At 54.5% G+C, this 26,430-nt stretch carries 21 protein-coding genes, 1 tRNA gene, 1 pseudogene and 1 riboswitch; of the genes and pseudogenes, 15 read left to right on the top strand and 8 right to left on the bottom strand.

Translation table 11 applies throughout. From position 1 onward, the window contains the following. Positions 1-102: 102 nt before the first annotated feature. A complete protein-coding gene (locus HMPREF2560_RS02690; RefSeq protein ID WP_070873684.1) occupies positions 103-1,125 on the top strand; it encodes a lysozyme inhibitor LprI family protein in 1,023 nt (340 codons plus the stop codon). A 54-nt stretch (positions 1,126-1,179) separates the two neighbouring features. After that, positions 1,180-2,175: a S49 family peptidase gene (locus HMPREF2560_RS02685; protein WP_070873683.1), complete on the top strand. Its 996-nt coding sequence runs from the start codon at positions 1,180-1,182 to the stop codon at positions 2,173-2,175. A 190-nt stretch (positions 2,176-2,365) separates the two neighbouring features. On the opposite strand, the gene pdxA is transcribed toward HMPREF2560_RS02685, so the two are convergent. Next, a complete protein-coding gene (gene pdxA, locus HMPREF2560_RS02680) occupies positions 2,366-3,367 on the bottom strand; it encodes a 4-hydroxythreonine-4-phosphate dehydrogenase PdxA (protein ID WP_070606320.1) in 1,002 nt (333 codons plus the stop codon). Between the two features lie 156 nt (positions 3,368-3,523). Continuing rightward, positions 3,524-4,054, bottom strand: coding sequence for a cytochrome b (locus tag HMPREF2560_RS02675; protein WP_083306153.1), 531 nt, complete (start codon positions 4,052-4,054; stop codon positions 3,524-3,526). A gap of 233 nt (positions 4,055-4,287) precedes the next feature. Between HMPREF2560_RS02675 and HMPREF2560_RS02665 the strand changes: the two genes are divergently transcribed. The 10 genes from HMPREF2560_RS02665 to waaA all read left to right on the top strand — a co-directional run bounded on the left by HMPREF2560_RS02665 (position 4,288) and on the right by waaA (position 14,640). Then, complete coding sequence (locus HMPREF2560_RS02665) at positions 4,288-5,817, top strand: ABC transporter permease (protein ID WP_070606325.1); 1,530 nt, start codon at positions 4,288-4,290, stop codon at positions 5,815-5,817. A 115-nt stretch (positions 5,818-5,932) separates the two neighbouring features. Beyond that, positions 5,933-6,496, top strand: a complete 564-nt coding sequence (locus HMPREF2560_RS02660; protein WP_070606327.1) for a hypoxanthine-guanine phosphoribosyltransferase — start codon at positions 5,933-5,935, stop codon at positions 6,494-6,496. Between the two features lie 58 nt (positions 6,497-6,554). Further along, positions 6,555-6,983, top strand: coding sequence for a PTS sugar transporter subunit IIA (locus tag HMPREF2560_RS02655; RefSeq protein ID WP_049335776.1), 429 nt, complete (start codon positions 6,555-6,557; stop codon positions 6,981-6,983). Between the two features lie 49 nt (positions 6,984-7,032). Then, the gene (locus tag HMPREF2560_RS02650; protein WP_003683718.1) at positions 7,033-7,302 is read left to right on the top strand and encodes an HPr family phosphocarrier protein; all 270 of its coding nucleotides are present in this window, start codon (positions 7,033-7,035) and stop codon (positions 7,300-7,302) included. Then, a complete protein-coding gene (gene ptsP / locus HMPREF2560_RS02645; RefSeq protein WP_070606328.1) occupies positions 7,302-9,065 on the top strand; it encodes a phosphoenolpyruvate--protein phosphotransferase in 1,764 nt (587 codons plus the stop codon). The genes HMPREF2560_RS02650 and ptsP overlap by 1 nt, the downstream gene beginning before the upstream one ends. A 517-nt stretch (positions 9,066-9,582) precedes the next feature. Next, the gene (locus HMPREF2560_RS02640; RefSeq protein ID WP_070873682.1) at positions 9,583-10,698 is read left to right on the top strand and encodes an ABC transporter substrate-binding protein; all 1,116 of its coding nucleotides are present in this window, start codon (positions 9,583-9,585) and stop codon (positions 10,696-10,698) included. 117 nt (positions 10,699-10,815) lie between these two features. Then, on the top strand, positions 10,816-11,862 hold the full coding sequence (locus HMPREF2560_RS02635; RefSeq protein WP_004519102.1) for a FecCD family ABC transporter permease: 1,047 nt from the start codon (positions 10,816-10,818) through the stop codon (positions 11,860-11,862). Positions 11,863-11,872: 10 nt separating this feature from the next. After that, on the top strand, positions 11,873-12,640 hold the full coding sequence (locus HMPREF2560_RS02630) for an ABC transporter ATP-binding protein (RefSeq protein WP_070873681.1): 768 nt from the start codon (positions 11,873-11,875) through the stop codon (positions 12,638-12,640). Between the two features lie 167 nt (positions 12,641-12,807). After that, entirely contained in the window at positions 12,808-13,239 is a 432-nt protein-coding gene (locus HMPREF2560_RS02625; RefSeq protein WP_070606337.1) for a plastocyanin/azurin family copper-binding protein, read from the top strand. A gap of 138 nt (positions 13,240-13,377) precedes the next feature. Continuing rightward, positions 13,378-14,640, top strand: a complete 1,263-nt coding sequence (gene waaA / locus HMPREF2560_RS02620) for a lipid IV(A) 3-deoxy-D-manno-octulosonic acid transferase (RefSeq protein ID WP_070873680.1) — start codon at positions 13,378-13,380, stop codon at positions 14,638-14,640. A gap of 347 nt (positions 14,641-14,987) precedes the next feature. Here the strand turns inward: waaA and HMPREF2560_RS02615 are convergent. Beyond that, a pseudogene (locus tag HMPREF2560_RS02615) lies at positions 14,988-16,997 on the bottom strand (oligopeptide transporter, OPT family). A gap of 248 nt (positions 16,998-17,245) precedes the next feature. On the opposite strand from HMPREF2560_RS02615, the gene HMPREF2560_RS02610 reads away from it, so the two are divergent. After that, positions 17,246-18,250, top strand: a complete 1,005-nt coding sequence (locus HMPREF2560_RS02610) for a quinone-dependent dihydroorotate dehydrogenase (protein ID WP_070606343.1) — start codon at positions 17,246-17,248, stop codon at positions 18,248-18,250. A gap of 56 nt (positions 18,251-18,306) precedes the next feature. Here HMPREF2560_RS02610 and rnhB read toward each other — a convergent pair whose 3' ends face one another. Continuing rightward, on the bottom strand, positions 18,307-18,900 hold the full coding sequence (gene rnhB / locus HMPREF2560_RS02605) for a ribonuclease HII (RefSeq protein ID WP_070606673.1): 594 nt from the start codon (positions 18,898-18,900) through the stop codon (positions 18,307-18,309). Positions 18,901-19,054: 154 nt separating this feature from the next. On the opposite strand from rnhB, the gene HMPREF2560_RS02600 reads away from it, so the two are divergent. After that, on the top strand, positions 19,055-20,191 hold the full coding sequence (locus HMPREF2560_RS02600; RefSeq protein ID WP_070606345.1) for an FUSC family protein: 1,137 nt from the start codon (positions 19,055-19,057) through the stop codon (positions 20,189-20,191). A 171-nt stretch (positions 20,192-20,362) separates the two neighbouring features. On the opposite strand, the gene HMPREF2560_RS02595 is transcribed toward HMPREF2560_RS02600, so the two are convergent. Further along, positions 20,363-20,439 (bottom strand) — tRNA-Met (locus tag HMPREF2560_RS02595). Between the two features lie 110 nt (positions 20,440-20,549). Further along, a riboswitch (TPP riboswitch) is annotated at positions 20,550-20,649 on the top strand. A gap of 94 nt (positions 20,650-20,743) precedes the next feature. On the opposite strand from HMPREF2560_RS02595, the gene thiC reads away from it, so the two are divergent. After that, positions 20,744-22,633, top strand: a complete 1,890-nt coding sequence (gene thiC / locus HMPREF2560_RS02590) for a phosphomethylpyrimidine synthase ThiC (RefSeq protein WP_070873679.1) — start codon at positions 20,744-20,746, stop codon at positions 22,631-22,633. 91 nt (positions 22,634-22,724) lie between these two features. On the opposite strand, the gene murJ is transcribed toward thiC, so the two are convergent. The 3 genes from murJ to lpxA form a co-directional block, all read right to left on the bottom strand. Further along, positions 22,725-24,263, bottom strand: coding sequence for a murein biosynthesis integral membrane protein MurJ (gene murJ, locus HMPREF2560_RS02585; protein WP_070873678.1), 1,539 nt, complete (start codon positions 24,261-24,263; stop codon positions 22,725-22,727). 9 nt (positions 24,264-24,272) lie between these two features. After that, positions 24,273-25,448 (bottom strand): lipid-A-disaccharide synthase, encoded by a 1,176-nt coding sequence (gene lpxB / locus HMPREF2560_RS02580; protein ID WP_070606393.1) that lies wholly within the window; start codon positions 25,446-25,448, stop codon positions 24,273-24,275. Between the two features lie 160 nt (positions 25,449-25,608). After that, positions 25,609-26,385 (bottom strand): acyl-ACP--UDP-N-acetylglucosamine O-acyltransferase, encoded by a 777-nt coding sequence (gene lpxA, locus HMPREF2560_RS02575; protein ID WP_070606394.1) that lies wholly within the window; start codon positions 26,383-26,385, stop codon positions 25,609-25,611. Positions 26,386-26,430 lie beyond the last annotated feature (45 nt).

Below are 26,430 nucleotides of genomic sequence, written 5' to 3'. Positions count from 1 at the left end.
TTCTGACATAGAAAAGCACTTGCCGCATTTACTTGCTGCAAGTGCTTTTGTTATGATAAGCACGTCAGGCCGTCTGAAAGGCCGTCACCTTCAGGAGTACCCATGTACAAAAAAACCGCTTCCATATTGATTTTAAGCACGATTCTGCTTGCTGCATGCAGCAAAGAAGAGCCCAAAGCCGCGCTTGATTGCGCCCAACCGGCCACACTGCAAAACATCCGTACCACCATCGAAGACACCCTCAAACAACAAGCGCGCTCCTTTGCCCGCAATGACAACCGCCAATTCGTCGATGCCGACAAAATCATCGCCGCCGGCCTCGAATTAGAAACCCTGTTTGAAGACCCCAAAGAAACCGAAGACAACGGCAAAGCCATCTGCCGCGCCAACCTCAAAATCCGCATTCCCGACACCATCCTCAAAACGGCCATAGACAACAGCCCGCTGATTTACGGCAACACTCCGTTGTCTGACATGCTCGAACAAAAACTGATGGGCAGCAACCTGACGTTTGAAAACAACACGTTCAGCACCACCCTGCTCTACACTCCCGACAAAGACGGCAAACCGGTTCTCGAAGACAACACCCTGAGCACCACGGCCCAAACCCTTTCCGCCACCCTGCTGCCCTACGGCGTGAAAAGCATCGTCATGATAGACGGCAAGCCTGTATCAAAAGAGCAGGCCATCAAGCTGCTGCAAAACCAAAACACAGAAGAGCCGCCGACTGTCAATCCGCAAGACATCCTCGAAAACAACGCCGCCAGCCAAGCCGTCGGCTTGACCGATGATGACGATAATTCAGACTACGAAGTCCTGCGCCCTGACCGTGAAACTCCGCGCAACGAGCCGCCCGGCCTCAGCCAAAGCGAACTCGACAACGCGCGTGCGCAAAACCGTCAGGCAGACAGCGAGATCAACGACCTCTGGGGCGGCATGGACAGCGATGTCAAACAACAAATCCTCGGCGAACAACGCGCCTGGATTCAAAGCAAAAAACTCAACTGCCAACAAGCAGCCGCGTCCGCAGACAGCGCCGCACAAGCAGAATACCTGCGCCTGCAGTGTGAAACCCGTATGACCCGCGAACGTACGCAATACCTGCGCGGCTATTCCATCAACTAAAACCGATAAGGCCGTCTGAACATTCAGACGGCCTACAAGAAAGCACATCACATCATGCAATACCGAATCCACCGTGAAGGCGATGCCCCAAACACACCATCTTCAGCCTCCACACCTGTTGACAACTGGGAGCGCAACACCCTGCGCGAAGTCCTCCTCGCCGCCTACCAAGAACAGCGCCGCGCCCGCATTTGGCGCAATATCTGGCGCGGCGTCGCTGTCCTCATCTTCCTCAGCCTGATCTTCGGCTTTGCAGAAGAAGAAGGAAAAACCACGAGCATCCACGCCCGCGGCGAACACACCGCCGTTATCGACCTGACCGGCGAAATCGGCAACGACATCGACGACCAAGTCCAAATCCTGCGCGACAGCATGGAAGCCGCCTACGAAAACGGCAACGCCAAAGCCATCATCATCCGTGCCAACAGCCCCGGCGGTTCGCCTGTCGTGTCCAACACGGCCTTTAACGAAGTCCGCCGCCTCAAAGCCGAACACAAAGACATCCCGGTCTACCTCGTTGCCGAAGACATGTGCGCTTCCGGCTGCTACTACATTGCCGCTGCAGCCGACAAAATTTACGCTGACCCTTCCAGCATTGTCGGCAGCATCGGCGTAATCGGCGGCGGTTTCGACTTTACCGGCCTGATGGACAAAGCCGGTGTCAAACGCCGTCTGAAAACCGCCGGCAGCAACAAAGGCATGGGCGACCCTTTCACGCCTGAAACACCGGCACAAACCCAAATTTGGGAAAGTATGTTGGGCGATATCCACCAAGAATTTATCAAAGCCGTCAAACTCGGCCGCGGCGCAAGGTTGAAAGACAAACAGTATCCCGATGTTTTCAGCGGACGCATCTACACCGGCAAAGAAGCCAAACAGGTCGGCCTGATTGACGACTTCGGCAGCATTTACAGCGTCGCCCGCGATGTCGTCAAAGCCCCCGAGCTGGTCAACTACACGCCGCAAGACGATTTCAGCAAAATGCTCAGCCGCCGCTTTGGTGCGGAAGTGAAGGCCAAAGTCAAAGAAACTTTGTCTGAAATTTGGTAAACCAAAAAACCAAAAGGCCGTCTGAAACCCAAAACATGGGGCTTCAGACGGCCTTTTTATATGGTTTTTAAAATAAAACGCTGATTATTGTCCAAACATCCATCGACTTCATCAAATCAGCAGGCAGATGCTCCCTGATGATGCTTTTATGGGAACACATTACGCCTGCAAACGATTAAACCTCCACGCTTCAGACGGCCTGCTGCATATTGTGCGCCATATCAAGCGCGGCGCGGACGGCGGTAATCAGGCTGCCGGAATCGGCTTTGCCCGTACCGGCCAAGCTCAAGGCCGTGCCATGATCGACGGAGGTGCGGATAAAGGGCAGGCCGAGGGTGATGTTCACGCCTTCGCCGAAACCGGCGTATTTGAGTACCGGCAGCCCTTGGTCGTGATACATGGCGAGGACGGCATCGGCATCTTTGAGCAGGAAGGGTTGGAACACGGTATCGGCCGGATAAGGGCCGCGTGCGTCTATGCCTTCGGCCTGCAGGGCATGAAGTGCCGGAATAATGGTGTCAATTTCTTCGTGTCCCAAATGGCCGCCTTCGCCGGCGTGGGGATTAAGGCCAGTAACGAGGATGACCGGATTGGCTATGCCGAACTTATGGCGCAGGTCGTGTTCAAGAATGCGGACAACCGACTCGATTAAAGGCTTCGTGATGGCAGCGGAAATGTCTTTCAGCGGTAGATGGGTGGTCACCAATGCCACGCGCAGGCCGCCGCCGGTCAACATCATGACAACTTGTTTGGTATGGCTTTTTTCGGCGAGGTATTCGGTATGGCCGCTGAAAAAGCCGTTGCCTGCGTGGGCATCGTTGATGATGCCTTTATGCAGCGGCGCGGTAACCATACCGGCAAACAGGCCGTCTGAAATGCCTTGATACGCTGTATCCAGCAGCCGGAGGACATACGCGGCATTGGCAGGATTGAGCTCGCCCGCCCAACACTCGGCATCTAAAGAAATATGCAGAACTTCAAGTTCGCCCTTGGGCAACGGATCAGTAGCTTGGGTTTGGAAGTCACGCAGGATGACGGATTTGCCGAGCTGTTCGGCCCTTTGCGCCAACAGGTTTTTGTCGCATAAAACAACGGGGCGGCAAGGAAGGTCGGCGAAAGCCAAATCGAGGCAGATGTCGGGGCCGATGCCGGCCGGTTCGCCGGAAGTGATGGCGAGAATGGGAGCAGTCATGGTGTTTCTCGGTATGGTTTACAGTATTTAGACAACGTCAGGCAAAATGCCTGCCCTACTTTTGCAGATTAACACAAATACAAAAAGGCCGTCTGAAAACAGTTTTTGCTTGGTCAAACTGTTTTCAGACGGCCTTGGCTGTTTACCGTTTTACACTTAAGAACGGCGGCCGATCATGCGGTATAAAACATCGTGGCCTTGAATGCGGTGAACGACAACCATGACGATGTGGCCGGCGACAAGCGCGAAGAGCAGCCAGCCGAGTTTGCCGTGCGCCATATTGCCGAGATTGGACATCCATTCGATTTTCTCTGGCGAACCCTGCATCACTTCGACACCGAATACTTTCAACGGGCCGCGACCGCCGCCGTATTGGCGGATCATGCCGATAACGGGAACAGCGAGCATGAGGACGTAAAGGGCAAGATGGCCTGCTTTTGCGGCAAAGCTGTCGGCGGCAGGGCGTTTGGACGCATTGAGCAAAGCCCAAACAATGCGCATGGCAATCACCAGCAGCGTGATGAAACCGATGGATTTATGCACGCCGAAGAGCGATTTGACCCATTCTTCGCCATCGTAGATGGTCCAAACGGTAATGGTGGAGAGGATGCCGATGAAACCGAGTACGGTCAGCCAATGCAACGCGCGCGCAACGGCATCGTAGGTTTGTGGGCGTGTAGTGGTCATAATGTTTCCTTGTTTTTGATTTGTTTGGTTTTTTGAATCGGCGGCATTGTAACAAAAATGCCCAACTGATTATGTTGCCTTTTTGAAGAGATTTCGTAAATATTTGAAAAATTTGAAGAAATGGCGGTTTTATCCGTCAGGCTGCCCGGGCCGTCTGAAAACAAGGGCAGGAATACCACCTTCTATGTCGAACTCGGGCTAAAATAGGCGTTTTTATTCTCGGGTACGCATCGATGCAGGTTTGGATTCGGCGGTTTGCGCTGTTGCTTCTGCCTTTGGGTTTCTTGGCGGTCATGGTGGCCGCGCCTTTGCTGTCGCTGGCGTTTTACGACGGCGAAGGCGCTTGGGCGGAAGTGGTGGCTGATGACTATATGCGCCTGCGCTTAGGCTGGACAGTGGCGCAGGCGGTTTTGACCTGTGTCTTGGTCACGGCTTTGGGCGTACCTGCGGCGTGGGTGCTGGCGCGGATGGACTTTGCCGGACGGCGCACGGTTTTGCGCCTACTGATGCTACCTTTCGTGATGCCGACTTTGGTCGCGGGCATGGGCGTGCTGGCCTTGTTTGGCGCACACGGCATGCTGGCTTCAGGTTGGCAGGACACGCCGTGGCTGCTGATTTACGGCAACGTGTTTTTCAACCTGCCGGTTTTGGTGCGCTCGGCGTATCAGGGATTTGTGCGTGTGCCACAGGCGCGGTTGCTGTCGGCGCAATCTTTGGGCGCGGACGCGTGGCGGCGGTTTGTCTGGGTCGAATGGCCGGTAGTTCGTGCGTGGGTTGCCGGTGGCGCGTGTCTGGTGTTTTTATATTGTTTTTCAGGCTTCGGGCTGGCCTTGCTGCTCGGCGGCGAACGTTTTGCAACAGTGGAAGTGGAAATCTACCGGCTGGTGGCGTATGAGTTGGACATGGCGCGTGCGTCGGTGTTGGTGTGGCTGGTGCTGGCGGTTACGGCGGCGGCAGGCGGTTTGTATGCGTATTGGAGCAGGCGCGTGACTGTGGATAAGTCGGTCTCGCCTTTGCCTCCGCGTGCGCCGATATGGGCTTGGGAAAAATGGCTGACGGCAACGGTATTGGCCATGTTGGCAGTATGCTGCCTGCTGCCTTTGGCGGCGGTGTGGCTCAAGGCGGTATCGGCAGGCTCTTCGTGGGCAGTCTTGCTGGAAGCGCAAACGTGGGCGGCGGTGTGGAATACCGTCCGTTTCTCTGCGGCAGCGGTGGCGGCGGCAACGGTTTTAGGCGTGCTGTATGCGGCGGCGGCACGGCAAATGGCGTGGTTGCGCGCGCTGATGTTTTTGCCGTTTATGGTGTCGCCTGTGTGCATCGCGTTCGGCGTATTGCTGCTCTATCCGCAGTGGACGGCTTCGCTGTGGCTGCTGACGGCGACTTACGCGCTGTTGGCGTATCCGTTTGTGGCCAAAGACGTACTGGCCGCGTGGGACGGTTTGCCCAAAGATTACGCGGCGGCGGCGCGCACCATGGGCGCAAACGGTTTTCAGACGGCCTGTTATGTAACCGCGCCTTTATTGAAACCGGCCTTGCGGCGCGGTCTGACTTTGGCTTCGGCAACGTGTATCGGAGAATTTGCGGCCACATTATTCCTGTCGCGCCCCGAATGGCAGACGCTGACTACTTTGATTTACGATTATCTCGGGCGCGCCGGTGCGGACAATTACGGACGGGCGATGGTGTTGACGGCGCTATTGACCGCTTTGGCTTTGACGGCGTTTTTGCTGGTGGACGAAGCGGAAGGACAAAAGGCCGTCTGAACATGATCTGCTTAAATTCCCTTCACATTCACCACACTATTGCCGCGCCTTGTATCGAAAATTGATTGAATCCGCTATATAATTTGTTTTTAACCGCACTCAACACGCCCCTATCATGACCGATTTTGACACCAAACGCCTTGAAACCCAAGCCATGCTGGACAATGCCGACTTGCTGTTTGACCAAGAAAAATGCCGCGCGGCCTTGCAAAAAGTTGCCGACGACATCACCCGCGACTTGGGCGGCAAATATCCCCTGCTCCTGCCTGTGATGGGTGGTGCGGTGGTGTTTACAGGGCAGCTGTTGCCGCTGTTGCGCTTCCCTTTGGACTTTGACTACGTCCATGTTTCCCGCTACGGAGACAAACTCGCAGGCGGCGCGTTCAACTGGAAACGCATGCCCGACCCCGAGCAAATCAAAGGCCGTCATGTAGTCGTTTTGGACGATATTTTAGACGAAGGCCACACCATGGCCGCCATTCAGGAAAAACTGTTGAAAATGGGCGCGGCAAGCTGCCGTGCGGCCGTGTTTGCCAACAAACTGATCGACAAAGAAAAACCAACCAAAGCCGATTATGTCGGTTTGGACGTGCCCAACCGCTACGTCTTCGGTTACGGCATGGATGCCGCCGGCTGTTGGCGCAACCTCGGCGAAATCTACGCCTTAAACAATAAATAAAACAAAGGCCGTCTGAAAAATCTTCAGACGGCCTCAACCCCAATAATAGGAACACATCATGATAGGTTTGTTAATCATTACACATGAAACCATAGGTGAAGCCTATCGCGGTTTGGCCGACCATTTCTTTCCCAACGGCTTCCCCGAAAATCTCCACATCCTCGGCGTACAGCCCGACGAGGATCAAAACGACATCATCAACAACGCCATCGCCGCATTGCAGGAATTTCCCAACAACCGCGGCGTGCTGATCATGACCGACATCTTCGGCGCAACCCCATGCAACGCCGCACGCCGGCTGGTGCGCGAAAACAAATCCGCCATCCTGACCGGCCTCAACGCCCCGATGATGATTAAAGCCATCCAATACTCATCACAAGCCGAAAACCTCTCCGACTTCACCGAAACCGTCAAAGAGGCCGCCATCCGGGGCATTTTCGCCATTACATCCGCACCTGAAGACCTGGTGTGCAAAGAACACGGCTAAGGCCGTCTGAAAACATTCACTTTACGAACATTACATTTAGGGGACATCCATGCTCAAACAAGAAATCGAAATCATCAACAAACTCGGCCTGCACGCGCGCGCCTCCAGCAAATTCACCCAAACCGCCTCCCAATTCCAAAGCGAAGTCTGGGTCACCAAAAACGGCAACCGCGTCAACGGCAAAAGCATCATGGGCCTGATGATGCTGGCCGCCGCCAAAGGCACCGTGATTGAGCTGGAAACAGAAGGCGCAGATGAAGCCGCCGCCATGCAGGCGTTGACCGACCTCATCAACGACTACTTCGGCGAGGGCGAATAATGAGCATCGTCCTACACGGGGTGGCCGCGGGCAAAGGCATTGCCATCGGCCACGCCCACCTCATCACGCGCGGCACAACGGAAGTCCCCCAATACGACATCGATCCCGACAAACTCGATGCCGAAGTTGCCCGTTTCGACAACGCCATCAAAGCCACGCGCAAAGAATTGGAACAGCTGCGCGGCGCAATTCCCGAAAACGCCCCGACCGAATTGGGCGCGTTCATCTCCCTGCACCTGATGCTGCTGACCGACGTCACCCTCTCGCGCGAACCCATCGACATTTTGCGCGAGCAGAAAATCAACGCCGAATGGGCATTAAAACTGCAAAGCGACAAGCTTGCCGCCCAGTTCGACAGCATCGACGACGACTACCTGCGCGAACGCAAACAGGACATGCTCCAAGTCGTCCGCCGCATCCACAACAACCTTGTCGGCCAGAGCAACGAAATCAACCTCGCCGGCAACCTGTTTGACGACACCGTCCTCATCGCGCACGACCTCTCGCCTGCCGATACCGTATTGTTCAAAGAGCAGCACATTACCGCCTTCGTAACCGATGCCGGCGGCCCGACCAGCCACACCGCCATCTTGGGCCGCAGCCTCGACATCCCTTCCGTCATCGGCCTGCACAACGCCCGCAAACTCATCACCGAAAACGAAATCGTCATCGTCGACGGCATCAACGGCGTCCTCATCATCGATCCCGACGAAGTCGTCCTCAACGAATACCGCCGCCTCGCCCGCGAATACCGCAGCCACAAGCGCGAACTCAACAAAATCAAAAAAACCGCCGCCACCACGGCCGACGGCATCAACATTGAGTTGCTCGCCAACATCGAATCCGCCGAAGACATCAAAGCCCTGCACAACTTCGGCGCAGACGGCGTCGGCCTGTTCCGCAGCGAATTCCTCTACCTCAACCGCGACAACATGCCGACCGAAGACGAACAATACGAAGTCTATGCCGGCATCGTCAAAAAACTCAAAGGCAAAAACATCACCATCCGCACCGTCGATTTGGGCGTCGATAAAAATCCGCGCTGGTTCGGCCAAAACAGCACACCCAACGGCAGCCTCAACCCCGCACTCGGCCTGACCGGCATTCGCCTGTGCCTCGCCGAGCCGGTCATGTTCCGCACCCAAATGCGCGCCATCCTCCGCGCCGCCGCCCACGGCCCCGTACGTATGATGTGGCCGATGATTACATCCATTTCCGAAGTGCGCCAATGCCTTATCCATCTGGACACGGCCCAACGCCAGCTGACCGAACGCGGCGAAACCTTCGGCCCGGTCAGCATCGGCTGCATGATTGAAATCCCGTCCGCAGCCATGACCGTCGGCAGCATCCTCAAGCTCGTCGATTTCATCTCCATCGGCACCAACGACCTGATTCAATACCTCCTGTCGGTCGATCGCGGCGACGACAGCGTCAGCCACCTCTACCAACCCGGCCACCCTGCCGTCCTCAAAACGCTGCAACACATTATCCGCACGGCAAACCGCATGGAAAAAGGCGTGTCCATCTGCGGCGAAATGGCCGGCGATACCGTCTTCACCCGACTGTTGCTCGGCATGGGCTTGCGTCGCTTCTCCATGAACCCCAACAACCTGCTTTCGGTTAAAAACATCATCCTGCACAGCCACACCGGCCATCTCGAAAACGATGCCGCCAAAATCCTGCGCTGCGAAGACCCGGAAAAAGCCGAAAAACTGATTAAAATCCTCAACCAAAGCGAACAGGCGGAATCACAGGCCGTCTGAATCTCTAAAAAGGGCGTGTTTCGATACACGCCCTTTTTATTTGTCCCCATTTTTAGTTTATGCCCGATTCTCCCTCAAGCCCTCTTCTTCCCTATTTCGCCATTTCAAAAACCAACCTTTTTCACTTTTCCCAAACACTGCTTACAGGCCGTCTGAAAAATATAGGACGCAAGTGAAATAAAACTTTTATGCCTCCACCAAAGGCCGTCTGAACCCTGATTGCAAGGTTTCAGACGGCCTTGTTTTCAACCGAATACCTTTTATTTTTTTTGCAATAAAAAACCCTTTACCGATCCATTCCAGCTACTGCCCACTATGGCTTTAGGTACCCCATATCATTCCTTTTTACTAGGTCTTCAGTACACCAAAGCCCTATATAAACACTATCCCTTCGTTTTAATGATGAAACTTTTTATTTCGAAATATGTCTATCCCTACATTCACTTGAAAAAAGATTCAATACCTTGTAAATTTATAAAAAGATAGTAATTATCATCATATTTTAAAGGAATGATTCATGAGATTTACGCAACTTTCTGCTTTGATTGCCGCCGCCGCTTTATCAGTCAGCTCCGTATCCGCTTTTGCCAAACCCGTTCAGCTGACCGATATCCTCGGCCGTAAGGTAACTGTCGACCTGCCTGCCAAGCGCGTGGTGTTGGGCTTCTACTACCAAGACTACATGGCCATCGGCGGCAAAACCGCGCTGGACAACGTCGTCGGTTTCTCCAAAGCAGTTTGGGCCGACTGGGCGCCGCCAAGCTGGGCGGCATTCAGCAAAGCCGTGCCTAAACTGAATCAGCTGACCGACGTGGGCGAAGTGGAAGTCGGCACTTTCTCGATTGAGAAAGTATTGGCGCTGAAACCCGATTTGCTGGTTTTGGCCGAATGGCAATACAAGGCTTTGGGTTCCGATCTCGACCGCATCAACAAGGCCGGCATCCCCATCGTCGTGTTGGACTACAACGCGCAAACGGTGGCCAAACACGTCCAATCGACCAAGCTTATCGGCACGCTGACCGGCCAGCAGCAAAAAGCCGACAAACTGGCGGCAGACTACAAACGCGTTGCCGACACCATCCAAGCGCGCGTGCAAAAAGCCAACCTGCCCAAGCCTAAAGTCTATATCGAGTTCGGCAACAAAGGCCCTGCCGAACACAGCGTTACCTTCGGCAAAAGCATGTGGGGTTCGATGGCGACACTGGTCGGCGGCAACAATATCGCCGCTTCTTCGGTCGAATTCTACGGCCCGATCAATCCTGAAAAAGTCCTCGCCGCCAAACCCGACGTGATCGTGATTACCGGCCGCGAAACCGAATTGAAGAAAAACCCTGCCGCCATGGTGATGGGCTGGGGCATTCCAAAAGCCGAAGCGGAAAAACGCTTGGCAGGCTTTGCCAAACGCGCCGGCTGGGCCAACCTGCCTGCGATTAAAAACAACCGCCTCTACGCCGCCTACCACGCCAACTCGCGCACGCTGTCCGACAGCGCGTCGATTCAGTTTATGGCCAAAGCGATTTATCCGCAGTTGTTTAAGGATTTCAACCCTGAGAAGACCTATCTGGACTTCTACCGCCAAAACCTGCCCGTCGTACCGAACGGCACGTTCTACCTCTATCCGAAAGGACAATAAGGTAATTTAGATTTTCAGACGGCCTTTTAAATCGGAAGGCCGTCTGAAATTTTTGCGGAAGAAAAAGGCAAACCTGTTTCTCCCCTTTCACAACACTCTTTTTTAAAGGTTTGAAACATGAATGATTCGGTTGTCGCCGAGATTGTGAAAAACCAGCGCAAGTTGGAAGGCAAGCGTTGGTTGATTGTGTTGATGTTTTTAGTCATCGCGGCGGTCAGTTTCCTATTCGACATCGCCACCGGCCCTGCGATGACGGACACGCTGCCCGTCGGCGAAGTGGTCAATGTTTTGCTGGGCAAACCCGAAGTCGATGAAATGAACCGCCTGATTGTGATGGATTTGCGCCTGCCGATTGCGGTGATGGCCTTGGTGGTCGGCGCGGCTTTAGGTGTCGGCGGTGCGGAAATTCAAACGCTCCTGAACAACCCGATGGCCAGCCCTTATACGCTGGGCTTGGCGGCGGCGGCGGGTTTGGGCGCGTCGGCGGTGATTGCGTTCGGCGGTTTCGGGCTGCCTGAAACGGTCGCCGTTCCCATCGGTGCGTTTGTGATGACCATGCTGGCTTCGGGCATCTTGTTTCTGTTTGCCTCGGCACGCCGCTTCAACTCGGCGATGTTGGTGCTGGTGGGGATTGCGCTGTTGTTTCTGTTTCAGTCGATTTTGTCGCTGATTCAGTTTATCGCCGCGCCTGAGATTTCGCAGCAGATTCTGTTTTGGCTGTTCGGCAGTTTGAACAAGGCAACTTGGGAAACAGTCATCGTTACGGCGGCAGTTACGGCGGTATGCGTGTTTCTGCTTTCGCGCGATGTGTGGAAGCTGACTGCGCTGCGCTTGGGCGAAGAACGCGCCGTCGGGCTGGGCATCAATCTGCAATTTTTACGCCTGAAAACGCTGGTGTTGGTGGCGGTAATGACGGCGACGGCCATCAGTTTTGTCGGCGTGATCGGCTTTATCGGCTTGGTTGCGCCGCATGTGGCGCGGATTCTTTTGGGCGAAGACCAACGTTTCTTCCTGCCCGGCGCGATGCTGGCAGGGGCGGCGTTTTTGTCGGTCGCCAGCGTGTTGTCCAAGGTGATTATCCCGGGCGCGCTGTTTCCGGTGGGGATTGTTACGTCGTTTGTCGGCGTGCCGTTCTTCTTCTGGATTGTATTAACGAAACGATAGGCCGTCTGAAATGTTGAAACTTGAAAACGTACACATCCGGCGCGGCGATTATGTAGTCGCCGACAATATCGATTTGACGCTGGAACAAGGCAAAGTCTATTCCGTGCTCGGCCCCAACGGCACGGGAAAATCCTCGCTGATGAAAACGATTTTCGGCGAAGTAGCACACAAAGGTACCATCCGCTACGGCGACGAAGTGTTGAGCAAAATCCACCTGCAAAGCTGGCGCAAACGCATAGGTTATATGCCGCAGGACACCGCCGCCGAAGCCTCGCTGACCGCGCTGGAAGTCGTGTTGCTCGGCCGCATGGACGCGCTGCACATGCACGTCGGCGACGAACTACTGCACGAAGCCGCAAGTATCATGGCGGAGCTGGGCATCGGCCATCTGGCGCACCGCGACGTCATGCGGCTTTCCGGCGGACAGCGGCAGCTCGTCATGTTTGCCCAAGTCATGCTGCGCCGTCCCGAAATCCTGATGCTGGACGAACCGGTCAGCGCGCTGGATATGCACCATCAGCTCAATCTTTTGGAGCGCGTGGTGCAATACACGCACGAACACAATCTGGTTACGCTGATGGTCTTGCACGATTTGAGCCTCGCCGCGCAATTTTCAGACGGCGTGATTCTGCTCGGCGAAGGCAAAGTACAGGCGCAGGGCGCGCCGCAGGACGTATTGCAGGCGGACATAATCGGCAGGCTGTATAAAGTGGACATCGAGCTTTTATACTGCAGCAAAGGCCTGCCCGTTATCCGCCCGATGCGGAAGAGTGCGTAACTTAACCGCTCCTGAAATGTCGGATTTGAGCATCCGGCCTGCGAACTCCCTGCAACTTATCCCCTCTCCCGCGAGAGAGGGTTAGGGAGAGGGCGGTAAACCCAAGGCTTGCCTCTCCGACTCATCAGCCCGCACCATATTTTTTATCCTTAGAAAGGACTTTCTCCATGAAAAAATCCCTCTTCCTCCTGATGCTGACCGCCTCCCTTAGCGCATACGCCGCCAACCACGAAGTCAAAATGCTCGACAACGGCAAAGACGGCAGCATGGTGTTCGAGCCCGGCTACGTCAACGCCAAAGTCGGCGACACTGTTACCTTCAAAGCCGCCAACAGTGGCCACTGGGTACAAAGCAAAGCCCTGCCCGAGGGCGTTGCCGACTTCCTCTCCGAAGACGGTAAAGACTTCACCCTCAAACTCGACAAAGAAGGCGTGTACGTCTACACCTGCCCGCCGCACCGCATGATGAACATGAGCGGCGTGATTCAGGTCGGCAAACCGGTGAACAAAGCCAAAGCACAAGCCGTTGTCGATGAAATGGAAAACCGCGCCATGCAAAGCAAAGGCCGTCTGAAAAAATACATGGCGCAAGTGAAATAAACGCGTTTATGCCCGCATTAAAGGCCGTCTGAAACCTTTCAGACGGCCTGTTTCCTTTGCGTAAAACACGCATCAAAGCTATATCTTCCGTTTCAGTTTCCGATAAAATAGGCCTATTCCGACACAAGACCCGTAAGCATGATATGCCGCCTTTACGCCACGCTGTGGCACCTCGCCCCCTTCCTGATCCGCCGCCACCTGCGCCACCGCGCCCTCAAATCCCCAGCCTATCTCGAGCATTGGGACGAGCGTTTCGGGCAGGCGTATCCCTATCCCGTACAACGCCCGATTTGGATACACGCCGTATCCGTCGGCGAAACGCGTGCGGCCGAACCTTTGGTGCAGGCATTACACCGCCATTTTCCCGACTCGCCGTTTTTGATTACCCAAATGACGCCGACCGGCCGCACCACCGCGCAATCCCTGTTCCCCGATGCGCAATGCCGTTACCTGCCCTACGACAAATCCGAATGGGTTGCCCGATTTTTAGCCGAACACCGCCCCATCTGCGGCATTTTGATGGAAACCGAAATCTGGCCCAACCTGATGCACGGCTGCCAAGAAGCAGGCATTCCCCTCTTTTTGGCCAACGCGCGCCTCTCCGAAAAATCCCAACGCGGCTACCTCAAAATCCGCAAGTTGGTTGAGCCTGCCATGCAGACCCTCTCCGGCTGCTTTGCCCAAACCGCTGCTGATGCCGAGCGCCTGCACCTTATCGGCGCGTCCAACGTCCACGTCTGCGGCAACACCAAATACGACATCGCGCCCCCCGACGACTCGCGCCCTCTTGCCGCCGCCTTTAAAGAACGCATCGGCGCACGCCCCGTCGTCGTCTGCGCCAGCACACGCGTATACAAAGGCACAGACGAAGCCGAGCTGCTCCTCAAAGCATGGCAGGGCTACCGCGGCAATGCCTTGCTGGTCATCGTCCCGCGCCACCCCGAAAACTTTCAGACGGCCTACGATACCGCCAAATCGCTTGGTTATACCGTCCAAAAACGCAGCGACGGACAACCCGTTTCCCCCGATACACAGGTTTGGATAGGCGACAGCATGGGCGAACTTGCCGCCTACTACCTCAGCGCAGACATTGCCTTCGTCGGCGGCAGCCTCGTCGATGCAGGCTGCCAAAACATCATCGAACCCATCGCCTGCCGCGTCCCCACCCTCTTCGGCTACTCCAACTACAACTTCGCCCAAGCCTGCAAAGGTGCAGTCGAAGCCAAAGCCGCCGTCCGCGTCGAAACCGCCGAAGCCTGGTATAGAACCACGCGCCAATACCTCGACGATAAAACGCTGCGCCAACAGCTGATCAGCCACACCGAGCAATTCATTTCGCAACACCAAGGCGCCAGTGCCAAAATTGCCAAAGCGATTGCAGATTGTTTGAATCAGCGTTAAACAATAAAAAACCGCCCGTTCATGACAAACAGGCGGAAACTGAAAAACAGTTTTTTGTTTTCAACCGTTTAATTGACTAAGAGCAGGAACAGGGTTAAGATAATCCTAACGACTGTCCGCAGTCTCAGCCATGAACGACCCGTGCGAGTGGTATGTTTCATGCTTGAAACCATCCTTTCTAGGGCGGTTTCAGCACAAAGCCCCACTGCAATGGGGCTTTTTTGCTACCAGCCCCGCGATAATTATACCCAAACTTCCTAAAATCATTCCAAAAAAATTTCCACTAAAAAGGCCGTCTAAAACCCCAATGTTTTGGGTTCCAGACGGCCTTTTCTCAACCTACAAACTTAACGTCCTGCTTTCAACACGCGGCGTGCAAACACGAACATACCGAAGACAAAAAACGCCAAGCCCAGCCATTTGGCGGCCGTATCCCAGTTTTCCAAGTTCAGGGCCAAAGGCGCATCCGAACCGCCGTTGGTTACGGAGAAGGCAATGATAAACGCCATAATCACACCAATCAGGCTCTCGCCGACAATCAAACCGGCAGAGAACAACGTACCGATACGTTCCGCATTTTTCAGACGGCCTTCACGGTTTTCTTGACGGCGGGCGATGACGGATTTCAACACCGCCGCCAATACCGCACCAATCACAATCGGCATATTCACAGACGGCGGCAAGTAAATGCCCATGCCCACGGCCAATACCGGCAAAGCACGCTTGCCGCCGGAAGATTTGCGCAATGTGAAATCGACCGCAATCAATGCCACGCCGATGGCCACGCCGGTGAAAATATAATCCCATTGCAGATTGTGCGAGAAAATACCTTGGGCGATGGTGGTCATCAAAGTTGCCTGAGGCGCGGCAAGGGCTTGGGCAGCATCCATGCCTTCACGCGGCATCGCGCCGGTAAAGCCGTAGGCTTCATACAAAAGCTCCAACACAGGCGAAATCACCACAGCACCGACAACGCAGCCGACAATCAGCGCAACCTGCTGTTTCCAAGGCGTCGCTTTTACCAGATAACCCGTTTTCAAATCCTGCAGGTTGTCATTAGAAATCGAAGCCACACAAATCACAGATGCGCCGCAAAACAGCGTCAACGCCAGCAGGAATTTGCGGTTTGCCTCATCCGCCATCAGGCCGCCGGATTCGCCGACCAACAGCAACACCAGCGAAATGATAACGATAGAGACGATGCCCACACCCGAAATCGGGCTGGAAGACGAACCGACCAAACCGGCCATATAACCGCAAGCCGCGGCCACCAAAAAGCCGATAATCGAAGCCAGCAGCGTACATACAACCACCAACAGCCAAGCCAAACCGCCGGAAATATGCGAGTCGCCAATAAAGTGGAAGAAAGACACGCCCAACACCAGCATCATCGCCAACACCCAGGCAATCATCGCCTTAGGCGACAAATCCTGTTCCGTCCGCTCGGTCATCTGCGCGCCGCCGAAATTGCGGAAAGACAGGCGCATACCCTCGACCATCGGTTTCATCAAAGTCAACAGCGTCCAAATCGCCGCAATACCGATCGTACCCGCGCCGATAAAACGGACTTTTTCCTTCCACAAAGACATCGCAAAAGGAATCATCTCCATATCGGCAGGTTGCGGAATATGCGCCGACAGATAAGGCACGGCCACACCCCAGGCAATCGAAATACCCAGTAAAATCGCGATACCGCCGGTCAGTCCGACCAAATAGCCCGCGCCCAGCAAGGCCAGCGAAAAGCCCATCGGCACTTGGAACACCGACGCGCCGCCTTTAAACCAAAAGCTCGCGCTGTCGGCCACCACGCGCAAACCGCTTGCGCAAAAGCTCATCAAACCGGCCAATGCGCCGCCCGACACCAATTCCTTGATACCGCTGCCGCCTTCCTATTGGTCCGCATCATGGTCGCCGACCTTCAAAATCTCAGCCGCCGCCACGCCTTCCGGATAAGGCAAATCGCTCTTCACCACCATCGCATAACGCAAAGGCACAGTGAAAATCACGCCCAAAATACCGCCGGACATACACAGCAGCGTAGTCTGCCAAAACGGAAAGCCCGCCCAATAACCGGCCATCAGCAAACCCGGCAAAATAAAAATAATACTGGAGAGCGTCCCCGCGGCTGAAGCCTGAGTCTGCACCATATTATTTTCCAGAATATTGCTGCCTTTAAAAAACTTCAAAACCGCCATCGAAATCACCGCAGCCGGAATCGAAGACGCAAAAGTCAAGCCCACCTTCAAGCCCAAATACACATTGGATGCCGTAAAAATCACCGTAATCAACGCGCCAAGTATCATCCCCCGCAGCGTCAGTTCACGGAAACTCGCATAAGGATCAACCGCCTGTTTCATAAAAATCTTCCTGTATCAGGTAAACAATCAAATCAAAACTTTTCAGACGGCCTTTTGATGCATCCATCAGGCCGTCTGAAAAGCCTCTCTCTTACCATTTTAATGAACTATCCGATTACACGCAAAAGCCCTATTTATTTTCATTTGACGCCAAACAATAAAATCATATCGATACAGACGTTTGGGGCAGTTTGACGGTTTCAGGTAAAATAACGCCAAATTCATCAACCGTTCAGAAAGCCGCCGCCATGTATTCACTCGTCCGCCCCATCCTGTTCCGTTTCGATGCAGAAAAGGCCCATCATTTCACGCTCAACAGTTTGCGTACCGCTGAAAAACTCGGCCTGCTGCCCAAAGTGGACAGCCGCACCCGACCAACCGAGCTGATGGGTTTGCAGCTGCCCAATCCGGTCGGCTTGGCGGCAGGTTTGGACAAAAACGGCGAGTGTATCGATGCGTTTGCCGCTTTAGGTTTCGGCTTTGTCGAAATCGGCACGGTAACGCCCAAGTCGCAGCCGGGCAATCCGCAGCCGCGCCTTTTCCGTGTTCCCGAACACCAAGGCATCATCAACCGCATGGGTTTCAACAACCACGGCATCGACGCGATGATCCGCAACATTGAAAACAGCCGCTTTAAAGGCATTTTGGGCATCAACATCGGTAAAAATGCCGTTACGCCGATTGAAAACGCGGCCGACGATTATCTGATTTGCTTGGAAAAAGCCTACGCCCACGCGAGCTACATCACGGTCAATATTTCCTCTCCCAATACGAAAAACCTGCGCGCTTTGCAAGGCGGCGACGAATTGAGCGCATTGTTGGAGGCCTTGAAAAACAAACAGGCGCAACTGGCGGCCGCTCATGGCAAATATGTGCCGCTGGCGGTCAAAATCGCACCGGATTTGGACGAAGCGCAAATCGACGACATCGCCCATGTGGTCAAATCCGTGGAAATGGACGGCATCATCGCCACCAACACGACCATCGACAAATCAAGCTTGGGCAGCCATCCGCTTGCAGGCGAACAAGGCGGCTTAAGTGGCTTGCCCGTACGCGAGAAAAGCAATCAGGTGTTGAAACTTTTGGCGGAACGCATTGACGGCAAGCTGCCGATTATCGGCGTCGGCGGCATTATGAACGGCACGGACGCGGCAGAAAAAATCCGCTTGGGTGCCAGTGCGGTTCAGGTGTACAGCGGTTTGATTTATCGCGGCCCTGAATTGATTAAAGAGTGTTTGGCTGCGTTGAAATAATACTTGTCCAAAAATAAGGCCGTCTGAAATCTTTCAGACGGCCTTTTGCTATGCTTTCATTCTTCAAACAGATTGCCTTGTGCCAATAAGGTTTTGACTGGTGCGAAATCGCGGCGGTGTTCCGGCAATACGCCGTATTGTTTCAATGCGGCCAAATGTTGCGCCGTGCCGTAGCCTTTGTGCCGGTCAAACCCATATTGCGGATAGCGTTTCGCCAATTCATACATTTCCGCATCACGTGCGGTTTTGGCCAAAACCGAAGCGGCGGAGATTTCGATGATTTTACTGTCGCCTTTGACCACAGCCTCGGCAGGGACATTCAAATCTTTCGGCACGCGGTTGCCGTCTATCCACACTTTGTCGGGAGTGACCGACAGCCCCTCGACTGCGCGCTTCATCGCGGCCATGGTTGCGTGCAGAATGTTCAGTTGCAGGATTTCGTCGGGATCGGCAAAGGCAATGCTCCACGCAACCGCCTGTTCCTTAATCATCTGCGCCAACATATCGCGCTTTTTTTCGCTCAGTTTTTTTGAGTCGGTCAAACCCGGCAGGTCAAAATGTTCCGGCAAAATCACTGCCGCCGCAAATACGCTGCCGACCAAAGGGCCGCGCCCCGCTTCGTCCACGCCTGCGCTTAAAACCGTCGCCATTTCTTCACCGCCTGTCTGATTCAAAGCCGCCATTATATCCGCTTGCGGCAGATAAAATCCGCAATAGGACAAGCCGTTTGGGAGCAGTTCAAATTTCATCTGCTTTACCAATCAGTTATAATTTACATCCCCACATACCGATACGTCTTACAACATGCCTGCCCAATCCGAACGCCTCCATTTTTCCGAACGCTGGCTCAACGCCTACGAACGCTACCGCTATCGCCGCCATATCCACGCCGTCCGCCTCGGCTTGGCAATCGTGTTTTCCACCCTGTTGGCCAAAGTCTTCCACCTGCAACACGGCGAGTGGATCGGCATGACCGTCTTTGTCGTCCTCGGCATGCTGCAATTCCAAGGCGCGATTTACTCCAAAGCGGTCGAACGCATGCTCGGCACGGCCATCGGTTTGGGCGTCGGTTTGGCCGTTTTATGGTTGAACCAGCATTATTTGCAAGACGGCGTTTTCTTCTATCTGATTATCGGTGCCGCCAGCGCAGTGGCCGGTTGGTCGGCGGTCGGCAAAAACGGTTATGTCGCCATGCTTGCCGGTTTGACCATGTGCATGCTCATCGGCGACAGCAGCCACCATTGGCTTGACAGCGGCCTGATGCGCGCCATGAACGTTTTGATTGGTGCCGCCATCGCCATTGCCGCCGCCAAACTCCTGCCCCTGCGCTCCACCCTGATGTGGCGCTTCATGCTTGCCGACAACCTCACCGACTGCGCCAAAATGATTGCCGAAATCAGCAACGGCAAACGCATGACGCGCGAGCGTTTGGAACAAAACATGATTAAAATGCGCCAAATCAACGCCCGTATGGTCAAAAGCCGCAGCCATCTGGCCGCCACATCCGGCGAAAGCCACATCAGCAACAATATGATGGAAGCCATGCAGCATGCTCACCGCAAAATCGTCAACACCACCGAGCTGCTCCTGACCACCGCCGCCAAACTTCGCGCGCCCACGCTCAACGAAAGCGAAATCCGCCTGCTCGACCGCCACTTCAACCAACTCCAACGCGAACTGCGCCTGACCGTCCGCCTCATCAAAGGCCACTACGCCCGCCGCATCCGCATTGATACTTCGCTCAATACCGAACTAAGCAAACCGGCCGCCCGCCTGCATTACGACTGGCAAGGCTTCCTTTGGCTCAGCACCAATATGCGCAACGAAATCGCCGCTTTGGTGATCCTGTTGCAACGTTCGCGCAATAAATGGTTGGACAAAAAAGAGTTGCAACGCCTGAAAGAACACCTGCGCAACGATACCGATCCAGAGCAACAATAGACCGTCTGAAAAACACAAACTCAAAATAAAAGCGAATTAGCCGCCGATGGCATCGGCCAATAAAAAAGGCCGCCTGAAACACAATAGTTCAGACGGCCTTTCAATCAATCCAATCAACAATAAATGCTACATAAAGCAAAATCCCCTGCGATTGCAGGGGATTTTTATATTTGGTTGCGGGAGCAGGATTCGAACCTACGACCTTCGGGTTATGAGCCCGACGAGCTACCATGCTGCTCCATCCCGCGTCAGAAGTTGTAACTATACGGAAAGACGGAATCGCTGTCAAGTGTTTTTGACAGAAAAAGCGAAAAACGCCGCTTTACAAAAAACCGTCCGCATGGTTTAATTTTCGTTAATAAAGAAACAGGGGTGCTGCTTTCAAACCGAGCGGCTGAGAAATACCCTTTACACCCGAACAGGATAATACCTGCGTGGGGAGTTTCGGCAAATGTGATTTTAAACGGTTGATTGAAGATATCCATAAGGCCGTCTGAAAAAAAGCAATGCTCCTGTTTCCATTTCATAACTGAGAAACAGGAGCAATTTTTTATGACTACCGCTAAAAAAACCGGCGATGAGGCGCGCCGTCTTTCCGACTTGAGCGAAGACATCGGCATCCGCTTCCAATATCCCAATTCCGACCGCGTCTATATCCCGGGCAGCCGCGCCGACATCCGCGTGCCTTTGCGCGAAATCCGTCAGGACGATACCTACACGGCACAAGGTACGGAAGCCAATCCGCCTATTCCGGTGTACGACACCAGCGGCGCATACGGCGATCCGGCGGCACACATCGATCTAAAACAGGGTCTGCCGCACGTCCGCACCGCATGGCTGAACGAACGCGGCGATACCGAAATCCTGCCCAAGCTTTCCAGCGAATACGGCACTGAACGCGCGCACGATCCGAAAACCGCCCATCTGCGCTTCAACCAAATCACCCGTCCGCGCCGCGCCAAAGCAGGCCGCAATGTAACCCAGCTTCACTATGCGCGCCAAGGCATCATCACGCCGGAAATGGAGTTTGTCTCCATACGTGAACGCATGAAGCTGGACGAGCTTTTCAGACGGCCTGAATACGCCAAGCTCTTGAAACAACACGCAGGGCAAAGTTTCGGCGCGAATATCCCAACCCATCCCGACCAAATCACACCCGAATTCGTGCGCCAAGAAATCGCCGCCGGACGCGCGATTATCCCTGCCAACATCAACCACCCCGAACTCGAACCGATGATTATCGGCCGCAACTTCCGCGTCAAAATCAACGGCAACTTGGGCAACTCCGCCGTCACTTCCAGCCTGACAGAAGAAGTTGAAAAAATGGTGTGGTCGCTGCGTTGGGGCGCAGACACGATTATGGACTTATCCACCGGCGCGCACATCCACGAAACGCGCGAATGGATTATCCGCAACGCGCCCGTCCCCATCGGTACGGTGCCCATCTATCAGGCTTTGGAAAAAACCGGCGGCATCGCCGAAGACCTGACTTGGGATTTGGTGCGCGACACCTTAATCGAGCAGGCAGAACAAGGCGTGGACTATTTCACCCTGCACGCAGGCGTGTTGCTGCGCTATGTGCCGATGACCGCCGACCGCCTCACCGGCATCGTATCGCGCGGCGGCTCCATCATGGCGAAATGGTGCCTTGCCCACCATCGGGAAAACTTCCTCTACACGCATTTCGACGAAATCTGCGAAATCATGAAAGCCTACGACGTGTCGTTCAGCCTCGGCGACGGCCTGCGCCCCGGCTGCATTGCCGATGCCAACGACGAATCCCAATTCGCCGAATTGCACACCTTGGGCGAATTGACCGCCAAAGCGTGGGAACACGACGTCCAAGTCATGATCGAAGGTCCCGGCCATGTGCCGTTACAACGTGTCAAAGAAAACATGACCGAAGAGTTGCAACACTGCTTTGAAGCGCCTTTCTACACCCTCGGCCCGCTCGTTACCGACATCGCCCCCGGCTACGACCACATCACCTCGGGCATAGGCGCGACCAATATCGGCTGGTACGGCACAGCCATGCTCTGCTACGTTACTCCGAAAGAGCATCTCGGCCTACCCGACAAAGAAGATGTGCGCACCGGCATCATCACCTACAAACTCGCCGCCCACGCCGCCGACCTCGCCAAAGGCTGGCCGGGCGCGCAGTTGCGCGACAACGCCCTGAGTAAGGCGCGTTTCGAGTTCCGTTGGCGCGACCAATTCCGCTTAAGCCTCGACCCCGAACGCGCCGAGAGCTTCCACGACGAAACCCTGCCCGCCGAAGGCGCAAAAATTGCCCACTTCTGCTCAATGTGCGGCCCCAAATTCTGCTCGATGAAAATCACGCAGGAAGTACGCGACTACGCCGACAAGCAAAAAGCCCAACAGCAAGGCATGGAAGAAAAAGCGATTGAGTTCGTCAAAAAAGGAGCGAAGCTTTACAGTTAAAACATAAAACAAGAAAAGGCCGTCTGAAAATGTTTCAGACGGCCTTTTTAGCAAATAGTCTTGAAGCCAAGCACATACGCCCTGCGGCTGCTTATTTTTCTACCCTGCGGAAATGGTACGGACGGAAGCCGAGCACGGCGAGGGAAACGAAGTAGAGGCCGCCACCCAAGGCAATCAGAATGCAGAGTTGGCCTGCTTTTTTAAAGCCGCCGACGTGTACCCATTCAAACGGCAGATAATATTGCGCCAGCCACAAACCGCCGCCCATGACGACCAAAGAGATGGCCATTTTGACCAAAAACGCAGCCCAACCTTTGCCGGGGCGGTAGATGCCGTGTTTGCGCAAAAGGAAAAACAGCAAACCTGCATTCAAACACGCGCCCAAACCGATAGCGAGGGACAGGCCGACGTGTTTGAGCGGCGAAATGAAGGCGAGGTTCATCAACTGCGTGCAAATCAGCGTGAAAATAGCGACTTTAACGGGGGTTTTGATGTTTTGGCGCGCGTAGAAACCGGGAGCCAACACTTTAATCATAATCAGACCGATCAAGCCGAAGGAATAGGCAATCAGCGCGTGTTGGGTCATTTGCGCATCGTGCAGCGTAAATTCACGGTACATGAACAAGGTCGTAACCAAAGGGAAAGACAACACAGCAAGGCCGACGGCGGCAGGCAGGGTCAGCAGCATGCACAGGCGCAAACCCCAGTCGAGCAGGCCGGAAAACTGCTCGGTATCCTGACTGGCGGCGTGTTTGGACAAGGTAGGCAGCAAGATTGTACCGAGTGCCACACCCAAAACGCCGGTAGGCAATTCCATCAGTCGGTCGGCGTAATACATCCACGACACGCTGCCGGACTGCAAAAATGAGGCAAAAATGGTGTTGATAACCAAGGAAATCTGCGCCACGCTCACGCCCAAAATAGCCGGCGCCATCTGTTTCATCACGCGGTTGACCGCTGCGTCTTTAAAGCTGAGTTTGGGCATTTTCAAGAAGCCCAGTTTCGCCAACCAAGGCAGTTGGAACACCAGCTGCAACACGCCGCCGACAAATACCGCCCACGCCAAAGCCATAACAGGCGGATCGAAATATGGTACGAAAAACAGGGAAAAGACGATAAAGGAAATGTTCAAAAATGTCGGCGTAAAGGCGGGAATACCGAATTTATGATAGGAATTGAGTATCGAACCGACAAAAGACGACAAGGAAATCAAAAAGATATAAGGAAACGTCACCCGCAGCAAGTCGATGGAGAGCTGAAATTTATCGGCTTCTTTGGCAAAACCGGGTGCAGAAACATAAATCACCCACGGCGCGGCAAGTATGCCCAGCGCAGTAACGATGACCAACACAAACGACAGCATGCCGGCCACATGACGCACAAACGCCTGCGTGGCTTCGGGCGAGCGGGTTTCTTTGTATTCCGCCAAAATCGGTACGAAGGCTTGGGCAAATGCGCCCTCTGCAAACACTCGCCGCAGCAGGTTGGGCAGTTTAAACGCGACAAAAAACGCATCCGTCGCCATGCCTGCACCAAACGCACGGGCGATAATCGTATCGCGCACAAAGCCCAAAATGCGCGACACCATTGTCAGGCTGCCAACCTTGGCCAAGGCTCCCAATAAATTCATGTATTTTCCTTACTTGTCTTTCAGGCCGTCTGAAAATCCGGCTTCCTCCAATACTGCCGCCGCCGCCAATGCTGCCGTATCTTTTTTCAACAGCAGATGCAAGGCGTGGAAATCCTGTTCCAACGCGGCTACGGCTTCAGGGCGGTCATACCAGTCTGCCACGGCCTGCGCCAGTTTTTCAGGGACGGCATCGTGTTGCAGCAGCTCGGGAACGGCGGCTTTACCCAACAGAATATTAGGCAAACCGACATGCGGCACTTTGATTTTGCGTTTCACATACGCATAAGTCAGCGGCGAAATTTTGTAGCTGATAACCATAGGCCGCTTGCACAAGGCCACTTCCAAAGTCGCCGTACCGCTGGTGACCAATACCACGTCGGCAGCGGTGCAAACCGTATCCGACTGCTTGTCGGTCAATGTAATGGGAAGGGCGGCAAATTCAGGTTGCGCCAAAATTTCACTAATGCGTTTGCGCGTTGCGACCGTCGCCACAGGCAGCAAAAACCGTGCCTGCGGATAACGTTTCAGCAGCAATAAGGCCGTCTGAAAAAACACCGCCGCCATATAATCGATTTCGCTCACGCGGCTGCCGGGCAAGATGGCAAACACGGGCACGTCCGCAGGTACGCCCAGCTTCTGCCGCGCAGCCGCCCTATCCGCTTCCACGGGCATGGTTTGCGCCATCGGATGGCCGACAAACTCAGCCTTGCCTCCGGCATCGATATAAAGCTGCGGCTCCATCGGAAACAGGCATAACACGCGGTTGACCTGATGCACAATTTTATTGACCCGTTCGCGTCGCCACGCCCAAACCGACGGGCTGACGTAATGAATGGTATGAATGCCTGCCTGCTTGAGTTTTTCCGCCACGCCGAGATTGAAGTCCGGCGCATCGATGCCGATAAACACATCCGGCTTGAGGCGGATTAAATCGCTCACCAGCCCTTTGCGGATTTTCAAAATCTGCGGCAGGCGTTTGATGACTTCAACAAAACCGCGCACCGCCAGCTTTTCCTGATCGTATAAACTCTCAAAACCCTCCGCCTTCATGCGCTCGCCACCGATGCCGGTAAACCGCGCATTCGGGCAACGCGCCTTAATGGCACGGATTAAATGTGCGCCGAGCAAGTCGCCGGAAGCTTCGCCGACGCTGATGGCGATAAGGGGGGAAGGATTGGAGTTCATATTGTTGAGGTTCGGAAGCTAAAAGATTTTGTAGCGGACATTTGCCCACCCGTTTTCAGACGGCATCAGCGGCAAACGGACAAAAAACCTGCCCTACTGCTCGGATTTTTGCAATCCAAAGGCCGTCTGAAAAAGTTTCAGACGGCCTTCAATCCATCAATCAACGGATAATGCCGCGTGTGGATTGTGCAAAAAAGTCTTTAAATACCGCCAATTCGCTTTGTGTTTCGGCGCGTTTCAGAATCTCTGCCTTGGCTTCTTCAAATGGAATGCCGCGATGGTAAATGGTTTTATACGCATCTTTGACGGAGGCAATCTGTTCGGCGGTAAAACCGTTGCGGCGCATACCTTCGCTGTTGAGGCCGGCCGGTTCAGCGCGGTAGCCTGCAGCCATGAAGTACGGCGGTACGTCTTTGTGTACGCCGGCGGCAAACGCGGTCATGGCGTAGTCACCGATTTGGCAGAATTGGAACACCAGCGTGTAGCCACCCAAGACGACGTAGTCGCCGATGGTAACGTGGCCTGCGAGTGAGGCGTTGTTGGCGAAGATGGTATGGTTGCCGACCACGCAGTCATGGGCGAGGTGGCAGTAGGCCATAATCCAGTTGTCGTCGCCGATACGGGTTTCGCCGATACCGGTGACCGTACCGAGGTTGAACGTCGTAAATTCGCGGATGGTGTTGCCGTTGCCGATAATCAGCTTGGTCGGCTCGTCGCGGTATTTTTTGTCCTGCGGAATTTCACCGAGGCTGGCAAATTGGAAAATGCGGTTGTTTTCACCGATAGTCGTATGGCCGTTGATGACGACGTGCGGACCGATTTCGGTATTCGCACCGATTTGCACATTGGGACCGATGATGCTGTATGGGCCGACTTTGACGCTGGAGTCAAGTTCGGCTTTAGGGTCGATGACGGCGGTCGGATGGATAAGGGTCATGCTGTCTCCTTGCTGTCTGATACAGGTATTGCCTGCAAGATGCCG

It is taken from the genome of Neisseria sp. HMSC078H04 (assembly GCF_001838135.1).
GTDB lineage: Bacteria > Pseudomonadota > Gammaproteobacteria > Burkholderiales > Neisseriaceae > Neisseria.
This window is presented reverse-complemented; position numbering and strand designations above follow the sequence as displayed.